General features: G+C 73.9%; 18 protein-coding genes. 8 read left to right on the top strand and 10 right to left on the bottom strand.

All coding sequences use genetic code 11. The annotated features are described in order from the left end of the window. Positions 1-77: 77 nt before the first annotated feature. The 7 genes from Y09_RS02535 to Y09_RS02505 all read right to left on the bottom strand — a co-directional run bounded on the left by Y09_RS02535 (position 78) and on the right by Y09_RS02505 (position 10,561). On the bottom strand, positions 78-3,491 hold the full coding sequence (locus Y09_RS02535) for an ATP-binding protein (protein ID WP_234695601.1): 3,414 nt from the start codon (positions 3,489-3,491) through the stop codon (positions 78-80). Between the two features lie 54 nt (positions 3,492-3,545). Further along, positions 3,546-4,580 carry an alcohol dehydrogenase catalytic domain-containing protein gene (locus tag Y09_RS02530; protein ID WP_053916093.1) on the bottom strand — a complete coding sequence of 345 codons (1,035 nt, stop codon included), beginning with the start codon at positions 4,578-4,580 and terminating at the stop codon, positions 3,546-3,548. 41 nt (positions 4,581-4,621) lie between these two features. Then, the gene (locus Y09_RS02525; RefSeq protein WP_053916092.1) at positions 4,622-6,583 is read right to left on the bottom strand and encodes an SIP domain-containing protein; all 1,962 of its coding nucleotides are present in this window, start codon (positions 6,581-6,583) and stop codon (positions 4,622-4,624) included. A 4-nt stretch (positions 6,584-6,587) separates the two neighbouring features. Next, on the bottom strand, positions 6,588-7,604 hold the full coding sequence (locus Y09_RS02520; RefSeq protein ID WP_053916091.1) for an iron chelate uptake ABC transporter family permease subunit: 1,017 nt from the start codon (positions 7,602-7,604) through the stop codon (positions 6,588-6,590). Further along, complete coding sequence (locus Y09_RS02515; protein ID WP_053916090.1) at positions 7,601-8,599, bottom strand: iron ABC transporter permease; 999 nt, start codon at positions 8,597-8,599, stop codon at positions 7,601-7,603. Before Y09_RS02515 ends, Y09_RS02520 begins: the two co-directional genes overlap by 4 nt. Positions 8,600-8,602: 3 nt before the next feature. Then, the gene (locus tag Y09_RS02510) at positions 8,603-9,661 is read right to left on the bottom strand and encodes an ABC transporter substrate-binding protein (protein WP_053916089.1); all 1,059 of its coding nucleotides are present in this window, start codon (positions 9,659-9,661) and stop codon (positions 8,603-8,605) included. A gap of 204 nt (positions 9,662-9,865) precedes the next feature. After that, positions 9,866-10,561 carry a DUF4194 domain-containing protein gene (locus tag Y09_RS02505; RefSeq protein ID WP_053916088.1) on the bottom strand — a complete coding sequence of 232 codons (696 nt, stop codon included), beginning with the start codon at positions 10,559-10,561 and terminating at the stop codon, positions 9,866-9,868. Positions 10,562-10,731: 170 nt separating this feature from the next. Here Y09_RS02505 and Y09_RS02500 point away from each other — a divergent pair, with 170 nt between their 5' ends. From Y09_RS02500 to Y09_RS02485, 4 genes are all read left to right on the top strand, one after another. After that, positions 10,732-11,214 (top strand): hypothetical protein, encoded by a 483-nt coding sequence (locus Y09_RS02500; RefSeq protein ID WP_053916087.1) that lies wholly within the window; start codon positions 10,732-10,734, stop codon positions 11,212-11,214. Positions 11,215-11,439: 225 nt separating this feature from the next. Next, complete coding sequence (locus Y09_RS02495) at positions 11,440-13,239, top strand: hypothetical protein (RefSeq protein WP_053916086.1); 1,800 nt, start codon at positions 11,440-11,442, stop codon at positions 13,237-13,239. 118 nt (positions 13,240-13,357) lie between these two features. Then, a complete protein-coding gene (locus Y09_RS02490) occupies positions 13,358-13,726 on the top strand; it encodes an MGMT family protein (RefSeq protein ID WP_082358591.1) in 369 nt (122 codons plus the stop codon). After that, positions 13,723-14,469: a hypothetical protein gene (locus Y09_RS02485; protein ID WP_053916085.1), complete on the top strand. Its 747-nt coding sequence runs from the start codon at positions 13,723-13,725 to the stop codon at positions 14,467-14,469. The genes Y09_RS02490 and Y09_RS02485 overlap by 4 nt, the downstream gene beginning before the upstream one ends. Positions 14,470-14,496: 27 nt before the next feature. On the opposite strand, the gene Y09_RS02480 is transcribed toward Y09_RS02485, so the two are convergent. Then, on the bottom strand, positions 14,497-16,059 hold the full coding sequence (locus tag Y09_RS02480; RefSeq protein WP_053916142.1) for a DUF3375 domain-containing protein: 1,563 nt from the start codon (positions 16,057-16,059) through the stop codon (positions 14,497-14,499). Positions 16,060-16,370: 311 nt separating this feature from the next. On the opposite strand from Y09_RS02480, the gene Y09_RS02475 reads away from it, so the two are divergent. From Y09_RS02475 to Y09_RS02465, 3 genes are all read left to right on the top strand, one after another. After that, positions 16,371-19,421, top strand: a complete 3,051-nt coding sequence (locus tag Y09_RS02475) for a glycoside hydrolase family 2 TIM barrel-domain containing protein (RefSeq protein WP_053916084.1) — start codon at positions 16,371-16,373, stop codon at positions 19,419-19,421. A 132-nt stretch (positions 19,422-19,553) separates the two neighbouring features. After that, positions 19,554-20,297, top strand: a complete 744-nt coding sequence (locus tag Y09_RS02470) for a hypothetical protein (protein ID WP_234695600.1) — start codon at positions 19,554-19,556, stop codon at positions 20,295-20,297. Positions 20,298-20,452: 155 nt separating this feature from the next. Then, positions 20,453-21,283, top strand: coding sequence for a proline-rich domain-containing protein (locus tag Y09_RS02465; RefSeq protein ID WP_053916082.1), 831 nt, complete (start codon positions 20,453-20,455; stop codon positions 21,281-21,283). Between the two features lie 85 nt (positions 21,284-21,368). On the opposite strand, the gene Y09_RS02460 is transcribed toward Y09_RS02465, so the two are convergent. Next, positions 21,369-22,958, bottom strand: a complete 1,590-nt coding sequence (locus Y09_RS02460) for a hypothetical protein (protein WP_053916081.1) — start codon at positions 22,956-22,958, stop codon at positions 21,369-21,371. After that, positions 22,955-24,259, bottom strand: coding sequence for a tRNA guanosine(34) transglycosylase Tgt (gene tgt, locus Y09_RS02455; RefSeq protein ID WP_053916080.1), 1,305 nt, complete (start codon positions 24,257-24,259; stop codon positions 22,955-22,957). Before tgt ends, Y09_RS02460 begins: the two co-directional genes overlap by 4 nt. Between tgt and Y09_RS02450 the strand changes: the two genes are divergently transcribed. Continuing rightward, positions 24,252-26,921 (top strand): acyltransferase family protein, encoded by a 2,670-nt coding sequence (locus tag Y09_RS02450; RefSeq protein ID WP_053916079.1) that lies wholly within the window; start codon positions 24,252-24,254, stop codon positions 26,919-26,921. The two genes, tgt and Y09_RS02450, sit on opposite strands and share 8 nt — an antisense overlap. The last annotated feature ends 43 nt before the right edge of the window (positions 26,922-26,964 follow it).

Here is a 26,964-nt window from a genome sequence, read left to right as displayed (position 1 = left end):
GGGTGGCGACCAGGGTATCGGCCCCTCGGGGAGCCCTGCGATGGGGAGAACTCCCCATCGGCCGGCGAGCGCCGGGCTCAGCCCTCCTCGACAGGCACGAACTCGACCGGGGAGACCGAGGAGTAGCGGTCCTGTCGGATCGAGACCACGCCGACGCCGCCGATGAACGGGGCGAGCGCCTGCGGGTTCTTGCCGGGGTTGGCGAGGATGACCTGGAAGCCGAAGTGGCGGAAGGACTCCATCGCGGCGGTGATGAACTTGCCCGCGCCCTTGGAGAACGCCTCGTCGATGATGATCGGCGCGTAGCGGGGCACCTCCTGCCCGGTGCCGGCGAGCTGGTAGCGCAGCGCCGCGGCGAGGCAGAAGGTGGCCAGGCGCTCGTTCTGGCCGCCGGAGAGGGGGCCGCCGGACTCGTGGGCGTGGACCACGGTGCCCTCGGCGTCGACCTCCTCGGCGTGGAAGTGCACGTGCCGGCGCACGTCGAGGATGACGCGGGAGACCTGGTCGTCGCGGGTGCGGGCGGCGCCGATGAGGTCCATCAGGTGGCGCAGGGACAGGAAGCGCTCCTCGGCCCGCTCCCGGTCGCGGGAGATGTCGTTCAGCGCCGTGTCCGCCACGGCCTCCTCGAGCGCCTTCCTGAACTCGTCCAGGGCCGCGAGGTGCACGGGCCGCATCGACAGCTGCAGGAAGCGGCCGGAGTGGAACTCGACCTGGGCCAGCAGCGCGTTGATGCGCTGGAGGCGCTTGCGGATCTCGGCGGGCTCGCGCGCGATCGCGGTGGCCAGCGCCTGCACGTCCCCGAGGGTGTTGCCGGTGAAGAACTCGAAGAAGCGGTCCTCGACCTCGGGCAGCTTCTCCTCCTCGATCCGCTGGAGGATCGCGAGATAGTCCTCGATCCCCTCGAGGGTGGGGGCGGTGTCCCCGGCCTGCGCGGGCCAGCGGCGGGAGAACTCGCGCATGGCGGTGCGCATGTCCTCCTCGGCGCGGGAGGTGCGCTTGGTGAGGTCCATCAGCTCCGCGTCCAGGGTGGCGGAGGCGTCCTTGGTGACGCGGTCGATGGTGGACAGCACGAGCGTCGGGGCGATCGCGGCGAAGCGCGCGGCGAGCTCCTCCTCGATCTCGGGGTCCAGGCTCGTCTCGGCGATGCGCTCCTTCGCCTGGGCGAGGCGCTCCTCGGCCCGCTCGGCCTGCTCGGAGGTCTTCCCGGCCGCGCGCACCACCTCGAGCAGCTCCTCGTCGCTCGCGGCGATCGAGGCCTCGACGTCGTCGATCTGTCGGGCGAGCTCGGTGAGGGCGGCGGAGCCGTCCTCCGCGGCACGGACCATGTCGCGCAGGTTCGCCACGCGCCGCGCGACCGAGGCGGCGTCGATGTCGTCCCAGGTGACCGCACTGATCGCCTGAAGAGCGTAGAGCCGCTCACGGCGCCGCTCACGCTCGACCTCGACGTCCTTGCGGCGGGCCTGCGCCTCGAACAGCGCCTGCTCGGCGCGGGTGCGCTCCTGCTCGAACACGGCGCGCTTGGCGCGGTTGTCGAAGCCGAGCACCCACTGGGAGCGGTCGTTGATAGAGCGGTCGGCGTTCTTCTCGTGCCGGGTCGCGGAGTGCTTGATCTGGCCGGAGCGGAGCACGGCCCGGTTCAGCCGGGTGAACTCCTCGAGGTTCTCGGCGCAGGTGTAGTCCATGCGGGCGGCGATCTCGTGGGAGAGCCAGACGTGGAACTCGCCGTCCTTGACGTCGAGCTTCGCCGCGAGCGAGCGCTCGTCGATGTTCTTCGCGGGGCGGCGCAGATCGGTGTTCACGCGGTTGTAGGAGATCCGACGGCGCAGCTTCGTGCGGTCGATGACCTGCGCGACCTGGCGGTACGCCCGGTCCGGGACGAGGATCGAGCGGGCCAGTCCCCGCAGCGCCTGCTCCGCGGCGGCGGTCCATTCCTCCTCGCCGTCGCGCACCTGCAACAGCTCGGCGGCGAAGGGCAGCTCGGTCGGGGCGATGCCCACCTCGGCGGCGATGTGGTCGCGCAGGGCCACGTCCTCGGAGTGGAGGTTCGAGGCGCGGGAGGTGAGGGAGGCGAGCTCCTCGCGGGTGCGCTGGAGTGTCGCGCCGAGCTCGCGCACGGTCGCCTCCGCCTCCCAGCGGGCGGCGTCGGCGCCCCGCTCCTCCTCCTCGAGGGACTCGCGCAGCTGCGCGACCTCGCGCTGCAGGCCGAGGAACATGTCCTCCCCCGCCGGGGTGCGCAGCTCCACGGTCGCCAGCTGCGAGGCGAACTCGGCGGCCCGCTCGCGGCGGCGCTCCCGCTCCACCTCGAGCCCGGCGATCTGCTGCTTCCAGTCGTCGATCTCCCCGCCGCCGGCGCGGCGGCGCTGCTCCTTGAGCTGGGCGAGGTCGGAGCGGGCCTCGGACACGTCCTGGGTGAGGCGGCGCTGCTGGGCGGTGAGGGAGTCCCGCTCCAGCTGGAGCCGGCCGGTCTCCTCCCCCAGCAGGCGCACCAGGTGCTGGGCGGCGAAGACGTCGATGTCGGCGCGGCGGTCCACCAGCTCGCCGCCGCGCTCGCGCATCGCGGACCAGTCCTCGTGGGTGGTGCGCAGGGTGCGCAGCAGGTCCCGCTGCTCGCGCGCGGTCACCAGGGCCTCGTACACCTCGGAGAGGTTGTGGAAGTTCGTCAGCGCCTGGTCGGCGAGCTCGAAGGTGCGCGGCTCGTCGAGCATGTAGTCGCGCAGCAGCGCGTTGACGTCGCCGAGCTCCTTGGCGGACTGGATCTTGTGCAGCAGCCCGAGCGCCTTCTCGTCGGGGATGCCCAGCAGCTGGCAGAAAGCGGCCCGGTACTCGCGGAACTGGCGGAAGGTCTGGGTGCCGGGGTGTGCGGCCTCGAGCGCCTTGCCCTCGATCTGGGTGGAGACGAACTGGCGCAGGTCGGTGACGTCCAGGGGTTTCCGGGCGATCACGTAGAGGGACTTCACGTCGGAGTCCGCGGAGTGGCCGGCGTGCAGGAGCAGCAGACGGGAGAGCTGGACCGTGCCGCCGCGGCCGTCGCCGTAGCGCAGGGTGAGCACCGACAGGGTCGTCTTCTCGCGCAGCACCTCTTGGCTGAACTCGCCGGTGGCCTGGTCGTAGTGCATCGCCCAGGCGCCGCGGACGTAGCTGGCGACGGTGCGGCGGTACTTCGAGCGCTGGGGGCCGGCGTCGGAGGCGGCGGCGTTGAACTGGAGCGTGCGCGGCGGGGTGAGCAGGGCGCTGATCGCGTCCAGCAGCGTGGACTTGCCGGTGCCGGGTCCGCCGGTGAGGAAGAAGCCCTTGGAGGAGATCTCCAGGTCATGGGTGCCGTGGAAGGTGCCCCAGTTGGAGATCTGCACATGGGTGAGGCGCCACTGCCCCGGGTGCGGGTGATCGGGGTCGGTCACCGCCGGCTCGGCGGGGGCGTCCGGCCCGGCCATGCCGGGGAGGTCGAGGACGTCCTCTCCCCGGGTGTTCGCGGCGTCAGTCGTGGTAGGCACCCCGTCAGGGTACCGAGTCCGATCGCGGTGCGGGGCTGCCCGGGGTAGCCCCGCTCACGGCCGGATGATCCCCACCCCGGCAGGGGTGCGCTCCCCGAGCTCGACGAGCGCGTCGCAGGCCTGCTCGAGGTCGAGGGTGCGGGTGACGAGGGCCTGCGGTCGCAGCGAGCCCTCGCGAACCAGGGCGAGCAGCCCCGGATAGTCCGCGGCGGCCATGCCGTGGCTGCCCAGCACGGCGAGCTCCTGGGAGATCACGCGAGGGATCGCGAGTCGCGGCGGCTCCGCGTACAGCCCGATCTGCACATGACGTCCGAGCGGCGCGAGGGCGAGCAGCGCCGCGTCCGTCGTCGCCTCGCGGCCGAGCGCCTCGACGCTCGCCGTCGGCCGATCCCCCGCCGCCTCGACGATCGCCGCCGCCGTCGCCGCCGGATCCAGGCCGCGGGAGTCCACGGCCACCGCCGCGCCGTGCTCGCGGGCGAGGGCCAGGGCTCCGGGATCGATGTCGACGGCGATCGGCCGGGCGCCGAGCGAGGCGGCGATCATGATCGCCGAGAGCCCCACCCCACCGCAGCCGATCACGGCGACGGACTCCCCAGCGCGGAGCCCGGCGCGGGCGGTCAGCGCCCGGTAGGCGGTCGCGAAGCGGCAGCCGAGGGTCACGACGGCCTCGGCGGGCAGCTCCTCGCCGACGGGGACGAGGTTGTGGTCGGCGGCGCGGATCACGACCTGCTCCGCCCAGGAGCCGTCGTGGGTGAAGCCGGGCTGGGTCTGGTCCGGGCAGATCTGGGCAGCGCCCTGCCGGCACCAGCGGCAGCGCCCGCAGCCCTCGACGAAGGGGGTGGTCGCCCGGTCCCCGACCCGCACCGACGTGACACCCTCCCCGAGCGCGGCGACGCGGCCGACCATCTCGTGCCCGGGCACGCGCGGGAGCGTCACCGAGTCGTCATGACCGGCGAAGGCGTGATGGTCCGAGCGGCACAGCCCCGTCGCCTCCACGTCCAGCACCACGCCGCCGGGCGGGGCCGACGGGGCGGGGAGGTCGCGGACCTCAGGACGGAGACCGAACTTCTCGATGACGACGGCGCGCATGGGAGGAGTCTGTCAGCCCCGCGGGTGGGTCGCCTTCGTGCTCACCCTTCGGCACGCCCCTTGCGCCAGTAGCCCATGAAGCTCACCTGCTTGCGGTCCACGCCGAGCTCCTTGACGAGGTGGCGGCGCAGGGTGGTGATCACCCCCGCCTCCCCGGCGAGCCACGCGTAGAAGGGGCCGTGCCCCTCGGTGGTCTCCCACAGGATCGACGTGTCGATGTCGACCTCCTCGAACTCGCCCGGCTCGGCGGGCACGCCGACGGAGCAGTCCTGGCACAGCTCCGGCCGCTCGTCCAGGAGGCGCCGCACCGCGGGGTCGAGGAGCGTGCCGTGCGGGGCGTCGCCGCGGGCGAGCCAGGTCAGCTCCACGTCGGAGCGGGAGAGGACGCGCTGCTCGTCCCGGGCGTCGGGCACCTCGATGAAGGCGTGGCCGGTGAAGCCGACGGGGAGCGTCTCGAGGATCGCGCAGATCGCGGGCAGGGCCGTCTCGTCGCCGGCCAGCAGCAGGCGCCGGGCGGTGCCGGGACGGAACTCGATCCCGCCGTAGTCGGGGCCGACGAGGCGGCGGTTCGGGCCGAGCATCGTGATCGTGTCGCCCACCTCGGCGGCGGCCGCCCAGCGCGCCGCGACCCCGGAGCCGGGGACGACGGGCTCCTCGAGGTGCAGGACCATGTCGATGTCCAGCTCGGGGTCCTCCCCCAGGTTCCCGGGATGGCCCGCGCCGCGCATCTCGCGGATCGAGTAGGTGCGCATCCAGCCGCGCTCGGCGGTGTCGACCTGCAGCCAGTCGCGATACCAGCCCGCGAAGGCGTCGGGGTCGGAGACGGCGTCGGGGCGCAGCGCGGCGAAGTGGTCCACGCTCGCCTCGGGGCCCGGGATGATCAGCTTGATGCGCACGTCCAGCAGCGGCCCGCCCACGCCGAGATGGCGCAGCTCGGGGCTGGTCAGGGTCAGGCGCACGAGGTTCTCGCCCACCATGGTGCGGGCGCCGACCGTGAGGGTGAAGGCGAGCTGCGGGCTCCCCTCGAGAGCGGGGACCAGCACGGGCTCCTCCGAGGCGCGGGCGGCGGTGCGGTGCTGGTCGGTGGCGACGGGCATGGGGTCCTCCTCGGACTCGTCGGCCGTGCCGGGGGCGGTCCCCGCGGCGGCCTGGCGTGTGGATTCGGGGTCGGTGCCGTCGGCGCCCCGGGAGGCGACGGCGTCGGGTGCGGTCTCGGGGGCGGCCTCCCGGCCCAGCGGCAGCACCATCGGGGTGCCGGTGACGGGGTCGGGGGCGATCAGGGCGTTGAGGGCGAAGACCTCCTTGACCATGGCCGAGGTGATCACGTCGGCCGGGGCGCCCTGGCAGTGGACGGCGCCGCGGTGCACGGCGACGAGATGGTCGGCGTAGCGGGCGGCGAGCTGGAGGTCGTGCAGCACGATCGCGACGGTGGTGCCGCGGGTGCGGTTCAGTTCGCTGACCACGTCGAGCACCTCGAGCTGGTGGGTGACGTCGAGATAGGTGGTCGGCTCGTCCAGCAGCAGCACCTCGGTGCGCTGTGCGAGGGCCATGGCGATCCACACCCGCTGGCGCTGCCCTCCGGAGAGCTCGTCGAGCAGACGGCCCTCGAGCTCGTCGGTGCGGGTGAGGGCCAGCGCCTCGGCGACCGCCTGCTCGTCCTCGTCGCTCCACTGCGGGAACAGGCCCTGGTGCGGGTAGCGGCCGCGGGTGACCAGCTCGCGCACGGTCACCCCGTCGGGTGCGAGCGGGGACTGCGGCAGCAGGCCGAGCCGGCGGGCGAGCTCCTTGCCGCGCAGGGAGTGGATGTCGGCGCCGTCCAGCAGCACGGACCCCTGACGGGGCGGGAGCAGGCGCGACAGGCCCCGCAGCAGAGTCGACTTCCCCGAGCCGTTCGCGCCGACGATCATCGTCACCTTCCCCTCGGGGAGGGTCAGGTCGAGGTCATCGACGACGACGCGTCGCTCGTAGGCGAGCTGCAGGTTCCGGGCGGTCAGCTGGGCCACGGGATCACCTTCCACTTCCGGAGGTCTTCGAGCGCACGAGCATCCACAGCAGGAACGGCGCCCCGAGCGCTCCGGTGATGACGCCGGCCGGCATCTCGTGCCGGCCGAAGAGGTTCTGGCCCGCGACGTCGGCCGCGAGCACGAGCACGGCGCCGAGCAGCGCCGCGAGGAGGAAGCTGGGCCGGCCGGCGATCATCCGCGCGAGGGGCCCCGCGAGGAAGGCGACGAAGGCGAGCGGTCCGGCGACCGCGACGGTGAAGGAGCTCAGCAGCACGCCCACGATCACCAGCGCGATGCGGGTGGCGGGCACGGGCAGGCCGAGGCTGGTGGCGGTCTCGTCCCCCAGCTGCAGGATCCGCAGCCGGCCCACCAGCGCGGCGAGCAGCGGCACGAGCACCACCAGAGAGCCGGCCAGCACGGCGGCGCGCGGCCAGGTGGCGCCGGCGACGGAGCCGACCAGCCAGTGCATCGCATCCCCCGCCTGCTGGGACTCCATCCGGCTGAGCAGGTACTGGATCACCGCGGTGAAGCCGGCGGCGACCCCGAGGCCCACCAGCACGAAGCGGTCGTCGACGGCCCCGGCGCCGCCGGCCCCCGGACCGCCGGGTCGGTGCGCCCGCGCCACCCACAGCACCAGCAGCGCGGTGCCGAGGCCGCCCAGCAGCGTCCACCAGAACAGCGCCATGCCCTGGGCGTCCAGCACGGCCATCGCCAGCACCGCGGCGGCGGCGGAGCCGAGGGTCACGCCGATCACGTCGGGGCTGGCCAGGGGGTTGCGCAGCAGGGTCTGGAAGACGGTGCCGGACAGGCCCAGAGCCGCCCCGGCGAGCGCGCCGACGACCGCAGCGGGCAGGCGGTCGTCCATGACGATGAAGGAGACGCCGGGGATCTGCTCGCCGAGCACGGCCCGCACGGCGAGGTCGGCGTAGACGAAGGGGGTGCCCAGCAGCACCCTGGCGGTGAGCAGGCCCGCCACGACCAGGACCAGCAGCAGCGGGAGGAGGAGACGGCGCGAGGTCACAGGGCCACCCGCTTCCGGGTCCGGATCAGCACGAGGAAGACGGGCACGCCGAGCAGCGCGGTCATCACGCCGACCTGCACCTCGGCGGGTGGGGCGATGACGCGGCCGACCACATCGGCCAGCAGCAGCACCACGGGGCCGAGCAGCAGCGAGAGCGGCAGCAGGCGGCGGTGGTCCGAGCCGACGAGCAGGCGCACCGCGTGCGGGACCACCAGGCCGAGGAAGCCGACCGGTCCGGCGAGGGAGACCGCCGCCCCGACCAGCAGCACGATGCCGACGCCGAGCACGACCCGGGTGCGGCCCACGTGGACGCCGAGCCCGGCGGCGGCGTCGTCGCCGAGGGCGAGGGCGTTCAGGGACCGGGAGGCGCCGAGGACGATCACGGCCCCGATCAGCAGGGCGGGCGCGACGGCCGCGAGGTCACCGAGGTCGCGGGCGCCGAGGGTGCCCACCTGCCACAGCCGCATCCGGTCCAGCGCCCCCTGGTCGAGGATCACGAGGGCGTGGACGAGGGAGCCGAGCCCCGCGGTGACGGCGGCGCCGGCGATCGCGAGGGTGATCGGGGTGGCGCCGGTGCGGCTCGCGGCGGCCAGGGCGTAGACGAGCACGGCGGCGAGGGCCGCGCCCACGAAGCCCGCCGCCATGAACTGGGTGACGCTCGAGAAGGAGAAGAGGTAGACGCCGGTGGCCACGGCCGCGGCCGCGCCGGAGTTCAGTCCGAGGATCCCGGGATCGGCCAGCGGGTTGCGGGTCATGCCCTGCAGCCCGGCGCCGGCGAGCGCCAGGGCCACGCCGACGGCGAGCCCGGCGAGGGTGCGCTGCAGGCGGCTGGCGAGGACCACGTGGTCGGCGCTGCCCGGGTCGAAGGCGAGCGCGGCCTGCCAGGCCGCGTCGAGGGGGACGGTGCGGGCGCCCACCAGCAGGGAGAGCACGCAGGCGACCGCCAGGGCCGCGAGGGCCCCGGCGGTCGCGAGCAGGGTGGGGCGGGCGGGCACCGCTCAGGCCTGGGCCGTCTGCGCGGCCTCGATCACGGAGGGGACCACGTTCTCGAGCGCCCAGGGCAGGCTCAGCACGCTCGCCGCGGAGATCGAGAGGGTCTGGTGGTCGTCGGGGGTGAGGACGAGGGCGCCGCTGGCGACCGCGGGGATCTGGGCGAACAGCGGATCGTCCTGGAAGGTCTCGACGGTGTCGCCGGCAGCGGCCCAGGTGTAGAGGACGTCGGAGACGAGCTCGTCGCCGCGCTCGGCGGACCAGTCGAAGTAGAAGGTGTTCTCGTCGGCGGTGTTCTCGGTGACGACCTCGGCCTGGGTCATGCCGAGCGCGGTGAAGAAGCGCGGGCGGGTGTCGTCGCCGGAGTAGATCGAGATGGTGTGGTCCGTGGTGGACAGGCTCGCGGCGATGAAGGTCGACTCGGCCACGGCCGGGTTCTCCTCGCCGACGGCGGCGAGGTCGGCGGTGAGCTGCTCGGCGAGCTCGGCGGCGGCGTCGCTGCGGCCGGTGGCGGCGCCGACGGCGGTCAGCACCTCCTCCCAGGAGGCGGTGTAGTTCGCGGCGAGCGGGCCGATGGTCGGCGCGATCTTGCTGAGGGTCGCGTACTCCTCCTCGGTGAGGCCGGAGTAGGCGGCGATGATCAGGTCCGGGGTCAGCGCGGCGATCTCGTCGGTGTTGACGCCGTCGGCCTCGGAGTAGGTGGTCGGGGCGTTCTCGCTGCCCCAGGAGGCGCCGAGCTCCTCGAGCTTGGCATCGATCCAGTCGGTGGACTGGTTGTCGTTGCCGCCCCATTCGACCAGCGGGAGGCCGACGGGGACGATGTCCAGGGCGAGGGCGGTGTCGGCGTTGACCCAGGAGACGGTCGCGATGCGGGCGGGCTCCGCGGCGATCTCGGTGGTGCCGTAGAGGTGCTCGACGGTCACCGGGAAGGAGTCGGCCGCGGCGCCGGAGCTGCCGCCCGCGTCGGAGGCGTCGGTGCCGGCGACGTCGCCGCCGCTGCAGGCGGCGAGTGCGGGCAGCGCGAGGGCGGTGAGCACGACGGAGCGGCGCGTGAACGAGCTCGGCATGGGGCGATCCTTCTCTCGGCACCCCCGGTCCAGGGGTGAGGTGAGCCTGACCTTATTACGCAACTCTCGCGTCACTCAATTGCCGAGAGCACCTCTGTGGGCCTGCGTCCGGGGCCGCGAGACAACCGTCCCGGTCACAGCCGCGCAGCCCGACAGGAATGCGTCTCAGATCACGCCGTGGATCAGCTCAGATCACGCCGTTCATCAGTCGGTCGACGCCGCCCCGTCCTCGTCGTCCGCGCCGTCCACATCCTCAGCGTCGCGGGGGTCCTCGAGCCCGTCGACCCCGGCCTGCCGGTACAGGGAGATGAACTCGCGCGCCGTATCGGGCCCGATCATCAGCCGCAGCACCGGGGAGACCTCGAAGTCATCGCCCTGCTCGTCCAGCAGTCCGGCACGCTGGACCTTCGCGATCGAGGCGCGGACCTCCTTGGCGAAGCCGGCCTCGTCGGTGGAGGTGGTGCGGCGATAGGCGGCCAGCGCCTGCTGGATCTCAGCCTCGGAGACGACGGTGCGCTGGCCACGGGAGGACTGGGTCAAAAGCATCTGGCGCAGCACGAGCAGCAGCACGGAGTCGAGCCGGTTCATGCCGGTCAGACGACGCAGGAGCTTCGGGGCGTCGGGGTCGTCCTCGCTCTGGCGCACGAAGGCGACCTGGGCGTCGTCGTCGACGATCAGCTCGAGGAAGAGGTCGGCGAGCCGGGCCTCGATCGCGCCCCGGTCCCGCAGCAGCTGCGCGTAGCGGCCGCCGTCGCGGCGCCCGTCGAGGAAGGGGCCCTGGAGCAGGTGCACGAGCACGCGGCGGGACTCGTCCACGAGCGCGCCGCCGGGCACGGAGGGGCTCGCCTCCTCGCCGGGCGCGTGGTCGTCGGGTTCGGTGCGGTGCGCAGGACTGGTCACGGCCAGACAGCCTACCGGCGCGGGGCGCGACGAGCGGGCGCCCGGACAGTGCGGGGCACTTCGACCGACTGGCGAGAAATCCACCCACAACGGACATCGATCGGGTGGAATCGGGGGATGCCCGGGCGGGACGGACCGCCTGCGGCCCGCCGAAACCACGAGGAGCCGTCATGTCCGATCTGCCCGTGCCCGCTGTTCTCGCGATCCTGGCGGTCGTCCTGCTGGTGCTGGTCGTGCTCGGCGTCCTCGTGGCGCGCGGCCGACGGGACGAGCAGGGTCCGGTCGGCACCGGAGCGACGCAGGGCGGCGCCTCCGCGGAGTCCTCGACCGGCGCATCGGCCGCACGGCCGGGCGACACCTCGAGCGATGGACCGACGGTCTCCGACGCGAGTGCCGATCCCGCCGGCCCTTCTCCCTCGTCCGCCGAGGCGACGGGGGCCGCGCCCGCCGGCGCGGTGGAGGAGGACCCGTCGGCACCCTCGGACCCGGCGCCCATCGACGATGATCCGCGGCCCTGGTGGGAGCGCCATGGTCGCCGCGCCTCGCGTCCGCTGCTGAGCGAGCGCTCCGAGGCCCGGACCGTCGAGGAGGAGCTCGCCCCGGCGCAGAACTGGGAGAGGCCCCAGGACGGGGAGGCCGAGCCCCGGCGCTGAGCCGCGCCGACAGCTACCGGCACGGGCGGACGACCGCTCCCCCGCCACGCTCAGGACGCGCCCGTCGACGGCTCGGCGGGACACGTCGTGCCGATCGGCTGGTCGAAAATCGCTCCGGATCCGTCTCGGTCTGGTGGAATCGGGGCATCGCCCTGTGCCGGGACCCCCGTCCGGGGCGCGCTCCGCCGCCCGGCGGTGGAGCAGTCGAGCGGTGAGGAGCCGACCATGACCGACCTGTCCACCCCAGTGATCGTCGGGATCATCCTGCTGGTCCTGATCGTCGTCATCGTCCTGATCGTCGTGGGCGCGAACGCCTCGAAGCGTCGCAAGCAGCGACAGCAGGAGGAGGATCGACGCCGCGCCTCGGAGATCCGCGAGCAGGCCGCTCAGAAGGAGCAGTCCGTCCAGGAGCGCGATCTGAAGGCCCGCGAGTCCGAGATCGAGGCCGACAGGGCCCGTCTCGAGGCCGAGCGGAAGGCGAACGCGGCCGAGCAGGAGCAGCTCGCCGCCGAGCGTCGCCGGAGCGAGGCCGAGACGCAGCGCCAGGAGGTCGACCAGGAGCGCAGCGCCCTCGAGGAGCAGCGCGCCGAGGCGGACCGCCTGGACCCCGATTCCCCCACGCCCCGCGACGGGGACCGCACCGCGCCGGCCGCAGGCGCTGCGGGCCACGACCGCACGGCTGGCGAGCGCATGTCCGACGAACGTGCGGCCGACGGCCGACGCGTCGATGACCGCGCTGCCGACGATCGCTCCGCTCGCGACGACCAGCGCACCGTCCGGGGCGATGAGCGACCCGTGCAGCGCGAGGACGAGCACCGCAGCGGGGCCGGGACCGCAGCCGCGGCCGGTGTCGCAGGCACGGCCGGCGTCGCCGCCGGGGCGGCCGCCGCGAATGGCGGCTCGCCGGAGGATCGCGCTTCAAAGGATCGCTCCGCAGTGGCCGACGACGCGTCGTCGCACGAGCGTCCGCACGGCCGTCGCGCCGCTCGCACCGAGCAGGAGCCGCGCGACGACCGGAACCCCGAGGGCGACGTCCGCGAGGGAGGTGCCCGAGAGGACCGGACTCCCGAGGATCGCGCCCCTGTCGACCCGGCCCGCGATGACCGCGCCCACGAGGGCCTGGATCGGGACGGGGCCGTTCGCGACGGCGGGGCCGCCGGGGTCCGTGAGGCCGGCCGTCCCGTCGGGGCCGGCGAGGCCCGCGCGACCGACCATCCCGTCGGGGCCGGCTACGAGGGCGAGGCCCACCGGGCCGAGCAGCGCCCGGTCCGCGACGAGTCGATCGACCGTCACGACATCGATCAGCAGGACGTGGCCCGGCACGATGCGGACCGCCGGAATGACCTGAACGATCACTCCGCGGGTCGGCAGCAGGCCGACCCGCAGCGCATCGATCAGTCGGCGGTGGACCGCAGCGACGTCGACCGGTCCGCCGTCGACCGCGGCGAAGCCGATCGCAACGACGTCGATCGCGACGACGCCGCCCGTTCCGAGGCGGACCGCCACGACCCGGTCCGCTCCACGGACGAGACCGGCGACCTCGGCCGGGCCGGGACGGAGCGCGACGAGCGCGGCGTCCGCGACGACCGCGTGGGCGATCAGCCGGCGCGCGCCGAGGACCGCTCGGGCATGGAGCCTCCCGTCGCGCAGGACTGGTCCGGCGGCTCCGCGGACCGGCGCGGCACGGAGCAGGATCGGCTCAGCGTCGATCAGGACCGGCTCGGCGCCGATCGACAGGCCTCGCAGCCCCAGGACGGTCCGGAGTTCCGTCCGGCCGGGGCAGATCCGGCGGTTCCGCAGGACGGTGCTCGCCACCAGGACGAGTTCCGCCCCCTGGACAGCCGCGACGGTCGCCAGGACGGCTTCCAGACCCAGGAGTCGCGACAGGGTGAGTTCGAGGACGATCCCTTCTTCCGCCAGGAGCAGCAGCTGCGGGACCAGAACGGCGATCTCCCGCCGAAGGCTCCGGAGTTCGGTGCCCCTGAGGACGGCATCGACGGCGAGGGCGGGGGCGCACGTCGCTGACCCCTCCTGACCGTGGACCCGACCCCGGCGCCCCTCGGCGCCGGGGTCGCTCCCTGTTCGGGCCCGCATTCGGTCCGGTGCCGCGGATCGTCCGGAGCCGCGTGCCAGACTGTCGGCCATGCCCGAGCGCACGACCCGCACCCGCATGGATGACCTCACGGTCGAGCGGGTGCTGCGCGTGGTCGAGGCGATCCCGCCGGGACGCGTCGCCGCCTACGGGGAGGTGGGCGCGATCGTCGGCGTCGGCCCGCGTCTGGTGGGACGGATCATGGGCACCTGGGGCTCGTCGACGCCGTGGTGGCGCGTCACGAACGCCTCCGGCGACCATCCGCTGCTCGCCCGTGCCCTTCCCCACTGGCAGGAGGAGGGGATCGTGGTGAAGCCGAACGGGCTCGGCTGCCGGATGAAGGACTTCGGCGCGGACCTCGAGCAGCTTCGGGCCGACGCCGCACCGGCCCTCGCAGAGCTGAAGGAGGCAGGCGCATGAGCCCCTCGCTGCGCGGCGCCGAGCACCTGGTCTGCACACCACGGGCCCAATTCCGGATGCACTATTCGGCGCTGGTCTGGGCCGTGCTGTGGCTGGCCCCCCTCCTGCTCGCCGCACCCCTCGTGGCCACCGGAAGTCCTGGCGCCGTGGCCATAGGGCTGGTGCTGGTCTGGCTCCTGGCCTCGCTTCCGCTGACCTGGTTCCTGCGCCGCCACCGGATGCTCCTCACCGACCGGGCGATCGTCATGGGCCCCTTCGTCCCCCGCGTCGCGCCCACTGTGCTGTTCCACGCCGACATCGACGCCTCGACGATCCGTACCTGGTCGAACCTGCGCGCCTATCTACGCGCCGCCGAATTGAGCGCGTTCGAGAGCGGCGAGATGATCACTCCCCTGTCCCGCCTCGGAGTCACGTTCCGGGCGCGCCGCAGCGGTCGTCTGCAGGACGGTCGCCTGGTCGAGAGCGACATCGCCGCCGCGCTCGGCGGGACCATCGAGATGTTCGCGCTCACCGGCTCCGCGGAGCGTCTCGTCGGCGCCCTCACCCCGCTGCTGGTCGCGGCCCGGGTCCCGGGCGCCGCGGACGTGCCGCGCACCGCTCTGCCCCCGGGCCGTCTGTCCGGGGAGAAGGACTCACACCGCACCGAGATCCCCGGCTGGCCCGCGCCGCGTCCGGGCGAGCGCTTCGAGGACCTTCCGCCCGAGGTGCAGGAGGGCATACGCCGGCGCATGTCGAAGGGCTGAGGGCGCCGCCCCTCGCCCCGTCGGGGCTCACTCCACCGGGACGTCGTCCAGGAAGTAGAACGAGGGGACGCGGGCGGCGTAGTCGTTGCCGTCCAGCTCCCGCCAGGTGACGATCTCGGTGGAGCCCTCGCGCTCCTGCGCATGCGTGGTCGCGAGGAACATCAGCCCGATCACGCTCGCCAGCCCCTGCTCGGCAGGCTTCTCCCGCAGGATGTCGCCGATCGAGGCCTGGCCGGAGCGGCCGCGCACGTCGTTGACGTGGGAGGTGAGGCCGACGAGATCGATGTCGTTGGTGCGCACGAGGTCCTGGAGCACCTCGACGCTGAGAGACGTCGCATCGTGCACCTCGGCCTCCGCGGGGGCGCCCGGATCGGTGGGGTCCTTCAGCCGGTGCTGGGAGCCGGAGGAGATCTGGACCCGCGAGAGGTCGAGCTCGAGCGGGAAGGGGGTGCGGGTGGGCACCTCGTCCTTCTGCGCCAGAGCCAGTCCCTGCGCCTCCTGGAGGGCCTCAAGCAGCACCCGGTGCTGGCGGAAGTCCTGGGAGCGCACGAAGCGGGCCAGCGAGCGGTACAGCTCCGTCTTGACGTCCAGCACCTCCTGCGCCGGCTCGTAGAGGTCGCTGAACACGTTGGCGAGGCGCTCGCGCTCGTCCCGGGAGAGGGAGCGGGAGAAGTCCCGCTCGAGCAGACGGTCCACGAGCTCCTGCGTGGCACGGGTCTGCGCAGGGTCGTTGAGCATGCGGAAGAAGGCCGTGAAGGTGCGGCCGACGGTCGACTGGCCCAGCAGGTCGTCCCCGGCCAGCAGCTGCTCGAGGATCTCGCCGCGCGAGCCCTCCGGGGAGAGGATCTGCTCGCGCAGGTGCAGGTCCACGGCGCGCAGGTCCTCGCGGTACTGGAGGAAGTCGCCCGAGAGCTCCTGGGCGATCTGCAGGATGTCCCGCAGGCGGTCCACCGACGCCTCGGCGCTGGGGAGCATCAGCTCACCCTCGGCGAGCTCGCGGATCTCCTGCTCGATCCGCTCGCGGCGACGCTGGAGATCGGCGAGCCGCACGTCGCGGTCGGTCTCCGTCTCCTGGGCGAGGCGGTCGAACTGCTGGATGACCAGCTGCAGACGCGACTGGGTGGTCGTCGGCCGGTGCTCCTCGAGCGAGGCGATGAACTGGATCGCGTCGATCGTGGCGGGGCTCGGCTCGAAGGTCGTCTCGGTGCGCTGGGGGTCGTCGCGACGGGTCAGGTAGCCCTCGCGCACCCACCCGTCGACGTATTCGGCGGCGCTGCGCCCGCCGCGCGCCTCGTCCTCGGCGCCGTCGGCCGAGGCGGCTCCGTCCGCCGTGGAGGTCCCGTCGGCCGGGCCCTCGTCGTCGTGCAGCAGCGAGAGGTGCGCGCCCACGCGGGCGATGAGCTCGCTGCGCGGCAGCCGACGATCGCCGGACGGGAAGGTGGCCTGCAGGATCGCGAGCACCGCCGGGGCCTTCGTCGCGGCGAGCAGGCGCCAGGTGCTGGCCCGGCGCAGCTGCTCGTAGGCCTCCTTGCGCGCGGACACGGCGTCGCTGCGGCGGTCCGTCCACCGGTTCGGCTCGGTCGTGGTCACGGTCAGCGAGTCTAGCGGTCCGCTCCCCGCTTCGATGCAGGGCCTCGACTCCGGCCGATGCCGGGCCTTCCCCTGCGCCGTCGCCCGGTGCTGCATCAGGACCATCACCAAGCCGGCCGCCTCGGTGACGGTCCTGATGCAGCTCTCGGAGCGTGCGACGGGCCGCGCGCCTGCCCCGCCCCAGTCCCCCGCCCGGCCCGGACCGCCCCCGGCCATCGGCCCTCACCGCCGAGTAGGCGTGGGTACACTCGTTCGTGAACGTTCACGACACCGTCTCGTGACCGCCCCGCCGACCCAGGAGAGACTCACCGATGAGCACCCCCGCCACCCCGGACGCCCGCGCCGGGCACACCGCACCCCAGGACGCCGCCCTGCCTCCCGCCGACCGCACCGACCGCTGGTGGGAGGACCTCGCCGGCGGCCGCAACCGCCTGCGCGGCCGCGCGCACCTGCACTCCGACGCCCCCGCACTGAGCCTCGACGGGACCTGGGAGTTCCGCTATGGCACCCGCGCCGACGGCACCGACCTGGGCGAGCCCGGCGAGATCGCCGTGCCGGGCCTGTGGCAGCTGCAGGGCCACGGCGCCCCGCAGTACACCAACGTCGTCTACCCGATCCCGATGGACGTCCCCCACGTCCCGGACGAGAACCCGACCGGCCATTACTCCCGCACCGTCACCGTCCCCGCCGAATGGGCCGACTCCCTCGACTCCGGCGCGAAGGTGCTGCTGCGCTTCCAGGGCGTGGACTCCGCGGCGAAGGTCTGGATCGACGGCACCGAGATCGGCGTGACCTCCGGCTCGCGCCTGACCCAGGAGTTCGACGTCACCGACGCCCTCTCGGCCCCGGGCGAGCACCGCCTGGACGTGCGGGTCGTGCAGTGGTCGGCGAACACCTATGTCGAGGACCAGGACATGTGGTGGGCCTCGGGCATCTTCCGCTCCGTGGACCTGCTGCTGCGCCCCGCCGGCGGGATCCACGACCTCGCGACCCATGCGGACTTCGACCCCGCGACCGGCCGTGGCACCCTCACCGCCACCGCCTACGGCGCCGGCGGCGAGATCGTCCCCGCGACGGTGCGGATCCCGGAGCTCGGGATCGAGGCCGCGGCCGACGGGACCGAGATCGCCGCCGGCGGGGTCTCCCCCTGGAGCGCGGAGTCGCCGCGGCTGTACGAGGCGAGCGTCTCCACCGACGCCGGCACCGAGACGGTGACGCTGAAGCTCGGCTTCCGCCGCGTGGAGGTGGACGGGGAGATCTTCCGCGTCAACGGCGAGCGGATCGTGTTCCGCGGCGTGAACCGTCACGAGGCGGATCCGGTCGTCGGCCGCACCCAGCACCTGGAGAACCAGGACCTGGACGTCGCGCTGATGAAGCAGCACAACCTCAACGCCGTGCGCACTTCCCACTACCCGCCCCACCAGCGCTTCCTCGAGGTGTGCGACGAAGCGGGCCTGTACGTGATCTGCGAGGGCGACTTCGAGACGCACGGCTTCCACGTCGACTCCACCTGGGGCGAGGACGGCACCGGCGCGGCCGAGCGTCCGGCGGCGGACGACCGCTTCCGCCCGATGCTGTGCGAGCGGTCCGAGCGCTTCGTGCTGCGGGACCGCAACCACGCCTCGATCGTCATGTGGTCGATCGGGAACGAGGCCTCCACCGGCCCGGTCACCGAGGCGATGATCGAGACGGTCCGCGCCACGGACCCGACCCGCCCCGTCATCTACGAGCAGGACTACCGCGCCGAGACCGTGGACGTCTTCTCGCTGATGTACCCCACCCATGACGAGACCGAGCAGATCGGCCGTCGGGCGCTGACCGAGGAGTACCGCGAGAAGCTCATCGGGATGCTGCACCACCTGGGCGTGGACCCGGGCGAGGCGGGCTTCGGCTCCGACGAGTCGCCGATGCCGGCGCTGTCGAAGCCCTTCCTGTGGATCGAGTACGCGCATGCGATGGGCAACGGCGCGGGCGCCCTGAAGGAGTACATGGACCTCGTCCACCGCTACCCGGCGCTGCACGGCGGCTTCATCTGGGAATGGATCGACCACGGCATCGTCACCACCGACGCAGAGGGCAACGAGATCTACGGCTACGGCGGCGACTTCGGCGAGCGCCTGCACGACGGGAACTTCGTCGCCGACGGGCTGCTGCTGCCCGATCGCACCCCGTCCCCGGCGCTGCTCGACGCGAAGCACCACTACTCCCCCGTCGGCCTCGAGGTCGGCGCCGCCACGGCGAGCATCGTGAACCGCTACGCCTTCTCGGACCTCTCCCACCTGCGCGCCGAGGTCTCCACCGACCTGCAGGCGAGCTGGCAGGAGATCGAGCTGCCGGCCCTCGCCCCGGGCCAGAGCACCGAGCTGGCGCTGCCGGAGGGCGAGCACGCCGCGGTGACGGTTCGCCTCACGACCCGGGAAGCCGACGGGCCGGTCCCGGCCGGGCACGAGATCGTCGCGGCCTCGCACGTGGACGCGGAGCGTCTGGCCGCCTCGGTCACCCCGGCCCCCGCCGCGGCGATCGCGCCGCAGCAGGCGGCCGACGGCACCTGGCAGGTGGGGCCCGCGCGCCTGGACGACCTGGGCCGGCTCGTCGGCCTCGGCGAGCTCGCCCTCGAGCACGCGGGGGCGGACCTGTACCGCGCCCCGGTGGACAACGAGCGGGCCCGCACCCGCTACCCGCTCGAGGCACGGTGGAAGCGGATCGGGCTGGACGTCGCCCGTCGCCGTCTGGTCGGGATCGAGGCGGGCGCCGAGCAGCTCGTGGTCCGCTCCCGGATCGGCCTGGACGGCAACGCCCTGCACGCCGACGTCACCGAGTCCTGGCGCGCCGATGCGGACGGGGTCGAGCTCGCGGTGACGGTGACCCCGTCGGCGCTGTGGCCCGAGGACCTGCCGCTGCCGCGGATCGGCTGGAGCTTCGCACTGCCGGCGGCGCCCGGCGAGGTGGAGTACGAGGGCTTCGGCCCGCACGAGATGTACCCGGACACCGGCGGCGGCACCACCTTCGCACGCCGCACCGCGAGCGTCGAGGAGCTGCAGGTCCCGTACGTGTTCCCGCAGGAGAACGGCAACCGTGCGGGCGTGGTGCGGGCCGTGCTGAGCCGCGGGGAGGCGGGCTCCGGCCTCGAGCTCACCGCGCCGGAGGGTCTCGGCCTCGCGGTACGGCCGTGGTCGACCGCGGAGCTCGACGCCCGCGCCCACGACGGGGCGCTGCGTCCCGACGGCCGCACCTGGGTGACCCTCTCGGCGGCGCTGCACGGCGTGGGCTCGGCGGCCTGCGGTCCGCAGCCGCTGCCCCAGCACGTGCTGACCGCCCGGGAGGAGAGCTTCCGGATCCGCTTCGCGCCTGCGGGGAGCTGAGCTCCTCGGGGCCGGTGGTCCCCTCGCAGCCCGCGAGGAGACCACCGGACCTTCCCGCCCGATACCCTGGCCAAGGCGTCAGCGCGGCGCCATAAGACCTGCCCCGCGCAGAGCGGGGCTCGAGGGGGACGCATGACTCAGGGGTACGGATCGCAGGGCGGCCAGCAGGGGCAGTGGGGCGGTCAGCCGCCGCAGCCCGGTCAGCCGCCGCAGAGCCAGTGGGACGGGCAGGGTGCATCGCCGCAGCAGTGGAGCCAGGGCTCGGCGGCCCCGGCCTCCCCGGGCTGGGGGCAGGGCTCCCCCGGCCCGGGGTCGGGCGGCTACCCCGGCGCAGTCGGTGCCGTGCCCTCGGTCTCCGCCGAAGGCGTGAACTGGCCTCGTGTGAAGACGCTCGGCATGGTGCTGCTCATCGGCGCCGTGCTGCTGCTGGCGATCCGGGTGGGCATCGACCTCGCCGCGATCGTCGGTGCCGACGGGATCGCATCCTCGAGCGCCGGCGGGGAGATCACCGGCGGTCTCGCGATCGGCTCGAGCCTCGTCCTGCTGCTGCTGTACATCGCGAACCTGCTGGTCAGCCTCGTGGTGATGGTCCTCGGCATCGTCGCAGCGGTCATGGGCCGGGGCCGGGCCCGTCTCGGCGGCGTCCTCGTCGCCGTCGGCATCCCCGTCGCCACGATCCTGTACTGGATCCTCTCGATCGTGATGGGCATCGTGCTCGCGGCCTCCGGCGCGGTGGACGCGAGCGGCGAGCTCACCGCCTCCCACTTCCGCCTGGTCTACGGCGTGGACATCGTCCGCGCGGTGCTGATGGGCGCGGTGATCCTCCTGGGCGCCTTCTTCGTGCATTCCACCGCCAAGAAGAAGCTTTCCGCCTGACCTCCCCGGTCCGGACGGCGGACGCCCGGATCGAGACCGCACCGTCACCCGCGCACGAGTCGCGCCTCGGCGGCGCCCGATACGCTGGACCGGGCGCCGCCGCGGCGCCGTACGACGACGGCCCCGCCGACGCGGCGGGGCCATGAGGGAGACGCATGACGCAGGGGTACGGACCGCAGGGCGGCCAGCAGGGCCAGTGGGGGCCGCAGGGCCAGGAGCCGCAGCAGCCGCAGTGGGGCCAGCCCTCCCCGCCGCCGGCCGCGCCGCAGTGGGGGCAGCAGCCCTCCGGCCCGGCTCCACAGCAGGGTGAGCAGGCGCAGTGGGGCGGGCAGCCGTCCGCGCAGCCCCAGCCCGCCGCCTCGCCGGCGCAGCCGCAGTGGGGCGAGCCGTCCGCGCCGCCGGCCTCCCCGGCGCAGCAGTGGAGCCAGGCCTCCCCGCCGCCCGCGCCGGGCGGGTACCCCGGTGCCGCCGGCTCCCAGGGCTTCGCGAGCGCCGGCGCCCCGGGCGCCGTCGGCGGCGGGTCGAACGTCGCGAAGCTCATCACCTGGATGTTCTACGCGGTGCTCGCCGTGGTCGCCGTGCGGCTGATCGCCAACGTGATCGTCGTCGCCGTGCAGTTCGCGGGAGGCGCCACCGGCTCCGCGACCACGGTCGGCGTCGGCGGCGTCCTGGGGATCCTGGGCCTGCTGGCCAACGGGCTCGTCACCCTCGCCCTGATCGTCCTGGCCGTGATGGTCGCGGTCCAGGCATCCGGCCGTGGCCGGACCGGCGCGATCATCGTCCTGGCGACGCTGGTCCTCGCAGTCATCGCGTACTGGATCCTCTACGGGATCCTCCTCCTGATCGCCGCGAACGCCGACTACAGCACGGCCGGGCTCTTCTCGCTGATCTACCTGATCGCGGAGATCATCCGTGCGCTGATCGTGTTCGCGGCGCTGATCGTCGGCGCGCTCATGTCCCGCCGCTGGGCGAAGGCGAACGCCTGACAGCTCCCTGTGCTCCACGGCGCCCCGGTCCTGCTCGCAGGGCCGGGGCGCCGTGCATCCGGAGACCGTCCCGCAGACTGCCCGATCAGCCCCCGAGCAGCACGGCCCCCTCGTCGGTGCTGATCAGGGCGCGTCCGCCGCTGAGGGGGTGCCAGGCGGTGACCTCCTCGTCGAGGACGAGCTCCTCGCTCACCTCGCCGTCCTCGGCGGTGATCACGCGCAGCCGCTGCGCGCCGCGGGGGTCCAGGGGCTCCTCCCGCGCGATCTCGTCGAGCACGACGGCGGTGCCCGAGGCGAGGCCGCCGCGCACCTCCGCCTCGGGGTCGTCGAGCGGGAGGGTCCAGCTGTTCGTCCCGGTCGCGGTGTCGTAGGCGAGGAGCTGCCCGGCCTCGTTGGTCAGCACCATCCGGGTCCCGTCGATGCCGATGCGGGCGGTGAACGCCTCGGCCTGCGCCACGCCGTCCCCGCCCGGCGCGGTCCAGTCCGCGCCGTGCTCGGAGGCGAGGATCTCGCCCTCGGTCGTGGTCCCGGCCTCGGTGCCGGAGGCGAGGACGCGGCCCGCCTCGAGCAGCACCGTCCAGTCCCCGGCCGGGGAGGGCGCGGACTCCCACAGCGGTGCGCCGTCGCGGAAGGCGGTCGCGGTCAGCGCACCGTCCTCCCCCGCGCAGACGGTGAGCACGAGCGGTCCCTGCTCCTGCACGGACTGCGGGTCGGGCGGGGCGGGGGTCGCCGCGATGCGGCAGTCGGCGTCGGCGGGGGCGAGGACCCGGCCGACGGGGAACCCGGTGGCGGCATCGATCTGCAGCCAGCCCTGGGCGGGGTCGAAGCGCAGCGGCACCGACGGCAGCACCCCGGTCGCGGCGACGGCGTCGAGCAGGCCGGGCGGGGCCTCGGCCCGGGCGGGGAGCGCAAGGCCCGCCTGGTCGGGTCCGCGGGTCTCCTCGGCGTCCATGACGGTCCACAGCGGCTCGTCGGGGGCGGCCAGGTCGATGCCCCGCACCCGGCAGACGTCCTCCTCGCAGTCGCGGACCACGAGCAGATCGCCGTCGAGGGCGAGCGGGGTCCCGGCCACCTCGACGGGTGCGGGGCGGCCCCCGGCCTCGCCGGCGCCGCTCCCCTCGGCATCGCTCCCGCCGCCGAGCTCGTGCACCCGCGTGACCTCCCCGCTCACCTGGACGAGCCGGGTCCCGTCGGCAGAGAGGGCGAGCACGTCGCCGGGCGCGGACTCGACCTCGCGCGCTCCGGTCGCGGGCTCGAGCAGCTGCGCGGTGCCGTCGGCGCGGCGCACCAGCACAGGCCCCTGCCCGCCGGGGGCGGAGGCGACCGTGTCCCCCTCGCCGAGCGGCGCGATCTCCGCGACGGCGGCGCTGCCCAGCGAACCGACGCGGGAGGCGAGCACGGCGGGAACGGTGAGGGCGAGGGCCACGACGAGCGCGAGGCCCGCGGCGAGGAGCGTCCGCGTCCGACGGCGGAGGCGACCGCCGAGCAGGGCGATCAGCAGCACGCCGAGGCCGGCCCCGGCGAGCACCCCGGCCGCGAGACGCAGCACACCGAGCAGGAAGTGGCCGCCGAGCAGGGCGCAGATCCCGGCGAGCGCGAGCAGCACCACCGCCAGGCCCAGCGCCGTCGCCGCGTCCGGCGCGTGCTCACCGGCCGGTGCTCGGTCCTCGCTCACCGCGGCTCGCCGTAGTAGGCGCCGGTGGTCTCCTCCCGCAGGGCGTCGAAGGTGCCGTCCTGGAGGGAGGCCCGAATCCGGTCCACCAGCCGCACCACGAAGCGCTCGTTGTGGATCGTGCACAGGGTCGAGGAGAGCATCTCCTTGGCCCGGAAGAGGTGGTGGACGTAGGCGGCGGTGTAGTGGGTGCAGGTGTAGCAGTCGCAGGTCTCGTCGATCGGCGCGAACTGTCGGCGGTAGCGGGAGCCGGTGAGGTTCACGCGGCCGGTACGGGTGTAGACCGCGCTGTTGCGCGCCACGCGCGAGGGCGAGACGCAGTCGAAGGTGTCGGCCCCGGCGGCGATCGCGACGAAGAGGTCGTCGACCTCGCTGATGCCCAGCAGGTGGCGGGGCTTGTCCTCGGGCAGCTCGCCGGTCACCCAGCCGACGATGGTGCCGAGATTCTCCTTCTCCAGCGCTCCGCCGATCCCGAAGCCGTCGAAGGACCAGCCCTCGACCTCCATGCCGCCGAGGTCATGGGCGGCCTGTCGCCGCAGGTCCTCGTACTGCGCGCCCTGGATGACGCCCCACAGCTGCTGGTAGGGGCGGTGGGTGCGCTCGTGGGTGAGACGGGCGTGCTCCGCCAGGCAGCGCAGCGCCCACAGCCTCGTGCGCTCGAGCGCCTGCTCCTGATAGCCGCGGGAGTTCATGAGCGTGGTCAGCTCGTCGAAGGCGAACATGATGTCCGCGCCGAGGCCGTGCTGGATCTGCATGGAGATCTCGGGGGTGAAGCGGTGCTCGTCGCCGTTGATGAAGGAGCGGAAGGTGACGCCGTCGTCGTCGACGTGGGCGAGACGCTCCTTGCCCTCGCGGACGGCGTCGTCCTCGCCGTTGGCGGTGCGGGCCTTCTCGCCGCCGGAGAACTCGGAGGAGAGCACTTTCTGGAAACCGGCCCCCAGGCTCATCACCTGGAAGCCGCCGGAGTCGGTGTAGGTGGGGCCGGGCCAGTTCATGAAGGCGCCGAGGCCGCCCGCCTCGTCGACGAGGTCGTGGCCGGGCTGGAGGTAGAGGTGGTAGGCGTTCGCCAGCAGCGCCTGAGCGCCGAGCTCCGCCATCGACTCCGGCAGCACGCTCTTCACCGTCGCCTTGGTGCCCACCGGCACGAAGGCCGGTGTCGCGATGTCGCCGTGCGGGGTGGTGATCACCCCGGCGCGGGCCTTCTCGCCGTGACGGGCGGTGACCTCGAAGCCGACGTCGGCGGGGGACGGGGCGGCGGCAGGCGTCTCGGCCGCGGAGGGCGCAGGGGGCGGGGGCGTGGTCACCGTCCCATGGTCCCACGGCCTACCGCGCCGTAAGATCGCGGAGGCCGCACGACCCGCACCGCAGGAGGGACCATGTCGACACCCCCGAACGACGCCTCGGCGTCGTCGCTGCCGTCGACGATCCCCGCGGTCCGCGCGGTCGGCCGGGCCCCTTCGGGAGGGGTGCGCGATCAGCTCCCCCAGTGACCCGCCCGCTCCGCGCCGCGGGGGCCGACAGGCACGGCAGCAGGAGGACGGGGAGCACGCCGAGGGAGATGCCCCGCGCCTGGCCGACGACCTCTCCGACTGGACGCAGGAGGCCGCGGACGCAACGGCGCCCGGCCCGACGCCCGAGCCCGCGACCACGACCACCCCCACCCCGTCCCGGCCGCGCTCCACCCTCGCCGCGTGGACCGCGGATGCGCTGCCCTCCTCGACCTCGTCGCTGGACGACTGGCTGCAGGGCCCCGTCGAGGCGCATGCCGAGCGGGAGGCGGAGGACGCCTGGTCCACCAGCGGCTCCGTCTCCGGCACCTGGCGGCCCGAGGGCGAGGAGAGCCGATCGCGTGACGCGGCGAGCGCCCCCTCCGTCGGCGTCGCCGGCGGCCCCGCACCGGCCGGCGCCCCCACGCCGCCGCGGCCCGCCTTCCGCCGCGAGCTGCACGGCCTGCGCGCCGTCGCGCTCGGGCTCGTCGCCGTCTACCACATCTGGCTCGGCCGGGTCTCCGGCGGCGTGGACGTCTTCCTGTTCCTCTCCGCCTTCTTCCTCACCGGCACCTTCGTGCGCCGCCTCGAGAGCGGCCGCCCCCTCGGCGTGCCCCGCTACTGGCTGCACACCTTCAAGCGCCTGCTCCCGCCCGCGGCGGTGACGATCCTGCTCACGCTGCTGGCGACCGCGCTGCTGCTGCCCTCCTCGATCTGGCCGACGATCATGCAGCAGGCCGTCGCCTCCGCGGTCTACCTGCAGAACGCGCTGCTGGTGGGGATGCAGGTCGACTACTACGCCCGGGACGCCGGGGCCGCCTCCCCGCTGCAGCACTTCTGGTCGCTGTCGGTGCAGGGACAGGCGTTCATCGTGTGGCCGCTGCTGTTCCTGCTGGTGGTGCGACGGGCGCGGGCCGGGAAGTCCGTGCGCCGCCCGCTGATCGCGATCATCGCGGTGATCGGTGCGGCCTCGCTGACCTGGTCGATCCTCTCCACCCAGTCCCAGCAGCAGATCGCCTACTTCGACACCGCCGCCCGGATGTGGGAGTTCGCCGCGGGCTCTCTCCTCGCCCTCTCCCTTCCGGTGCTGGACCGGATCACCGGCGCCCGCCGCCCCGAGGACGGGGTCCCGCCGCGGATGCGCACCCTGCGCGCCCTGGCCGGCTGGGCCGGCATCGCTGCGCTCCTGGCCTGCGGGATCGTGCTGGACGTCTCCTCGATGTTCCCGGGCTGGATCGCGATCTGGCCGCTCGCCGCGGCCGCGGCCGTGGTCGTCGCCGGGCACTCGGGGCGGCGCTGGGGCGTGGATGCGCTGCTGTCCACCCGTCCGGCCGCGTTCATCGGCGACATCTCCTACGCCCTCTATCTCGTGCACTGGCCGCTGCTGGTGCTCTGGCTGCACCGCAGCGGCCAGGAGCGCGCGGGCCTGCTGGACGGGTTCGCGGTGCTCGCGGCCGCAGTGCTGCTGGCCTGGCTGCTCACCCGCGCCGTCGACGCGCCGGTGCGCCGCTCCCGCTGGCTCGAGGCCCGTCCCTGGCGGGCCCTCGTCGCGGTCGCGGCGAGCGTCGCCCTCGTGGCCGGGGCGGCAGGCGGCTGGTGGGGCGTGCTGCAGCGCACCGCGTCCTCCCCGCCGCCGGTCGCGAGCGAGGCCGCGATCCCCACCGACGAGGTCGCGACCGAGGCCCCGGCGCAGCTGCGCCCGGAGGGCTGGGACCTCGGCAGCCAGTGGCCGAACCTTCCCGAGGACTGCGCCGGGGTCTGGAAGCCGGCGACCAGCTTCCGCAACACGGACTGTCAGCAGCGGCTGCCCGGCGATGCCGAGCCCAGCATGACGATCGTGGTGGTGGGCAGCTCCCACTCCCGCCAGTACGTCCCCGCCCTGCTGCCCACCGCCGAGGCCCGCGACGCCCAGATCGTGAACCTCACCATGAGCGGCTGCGGCTTCCTCGCCGGCACCGAGCGGTGGCCCTACTGCGCGGGCTACGACGAGTGGGTCCTGGAGTACCTCGACGCGGTCCAGCCCGATCTGGTGATGACCACGGTGACCGAGACCGTCCCCGACTCCGCCGCGGAGACGATGCCCGAGGGGACCGAGGGCGCGATCCAGACCCTCCTGGACCGAGGGATCGACGTGCTCGCGATGAGGGACACCCCGCGCTGGGAGCAGGATCAGTACGTCTGTGCCGAGGCCGTGATCGAGGACGGCGGAACGCCCGTCGACGCCGACGCCGCCTGCGGCGCGGACGTCTCCGAGAAGCTCGCGCCGGAGAACCCCGCGGCCCCACTCACGGCGCTCACCGGACCGGACTCCGCCGTGAGGGTGCTGGACCTCACGCCGGAGGTCTGCCCCGAGGGACGCTGCTCCCCGATCCTCGGCGACACCTACGTGCACATGGATGACAACCACCTGACCCGCGTGTTCGTCGAGGAGACCCTCGCCCCGACGGTGACGCGCGAGCTCGCGGCGGCCGCCGGATGAGCAGGTCGCAGGGCCGACGGACGACTAGCATGATCCGGACCCT

This window comes from Brachybacterium sp. SW0106-09, from assembly GCF_001293905.1.
Lineage (GTDB): Bacteria > Actinomycetota > Actinomycetes > Actinomycetales > Dermabacteraceae > Brachybacterium > Brachybacterium conglomeratum.
The sequence above is the reverse complement of the archived record's forward strand: the minus strand, read 5'-3'. Positions and strand labels throughout refer to the sequence as shown.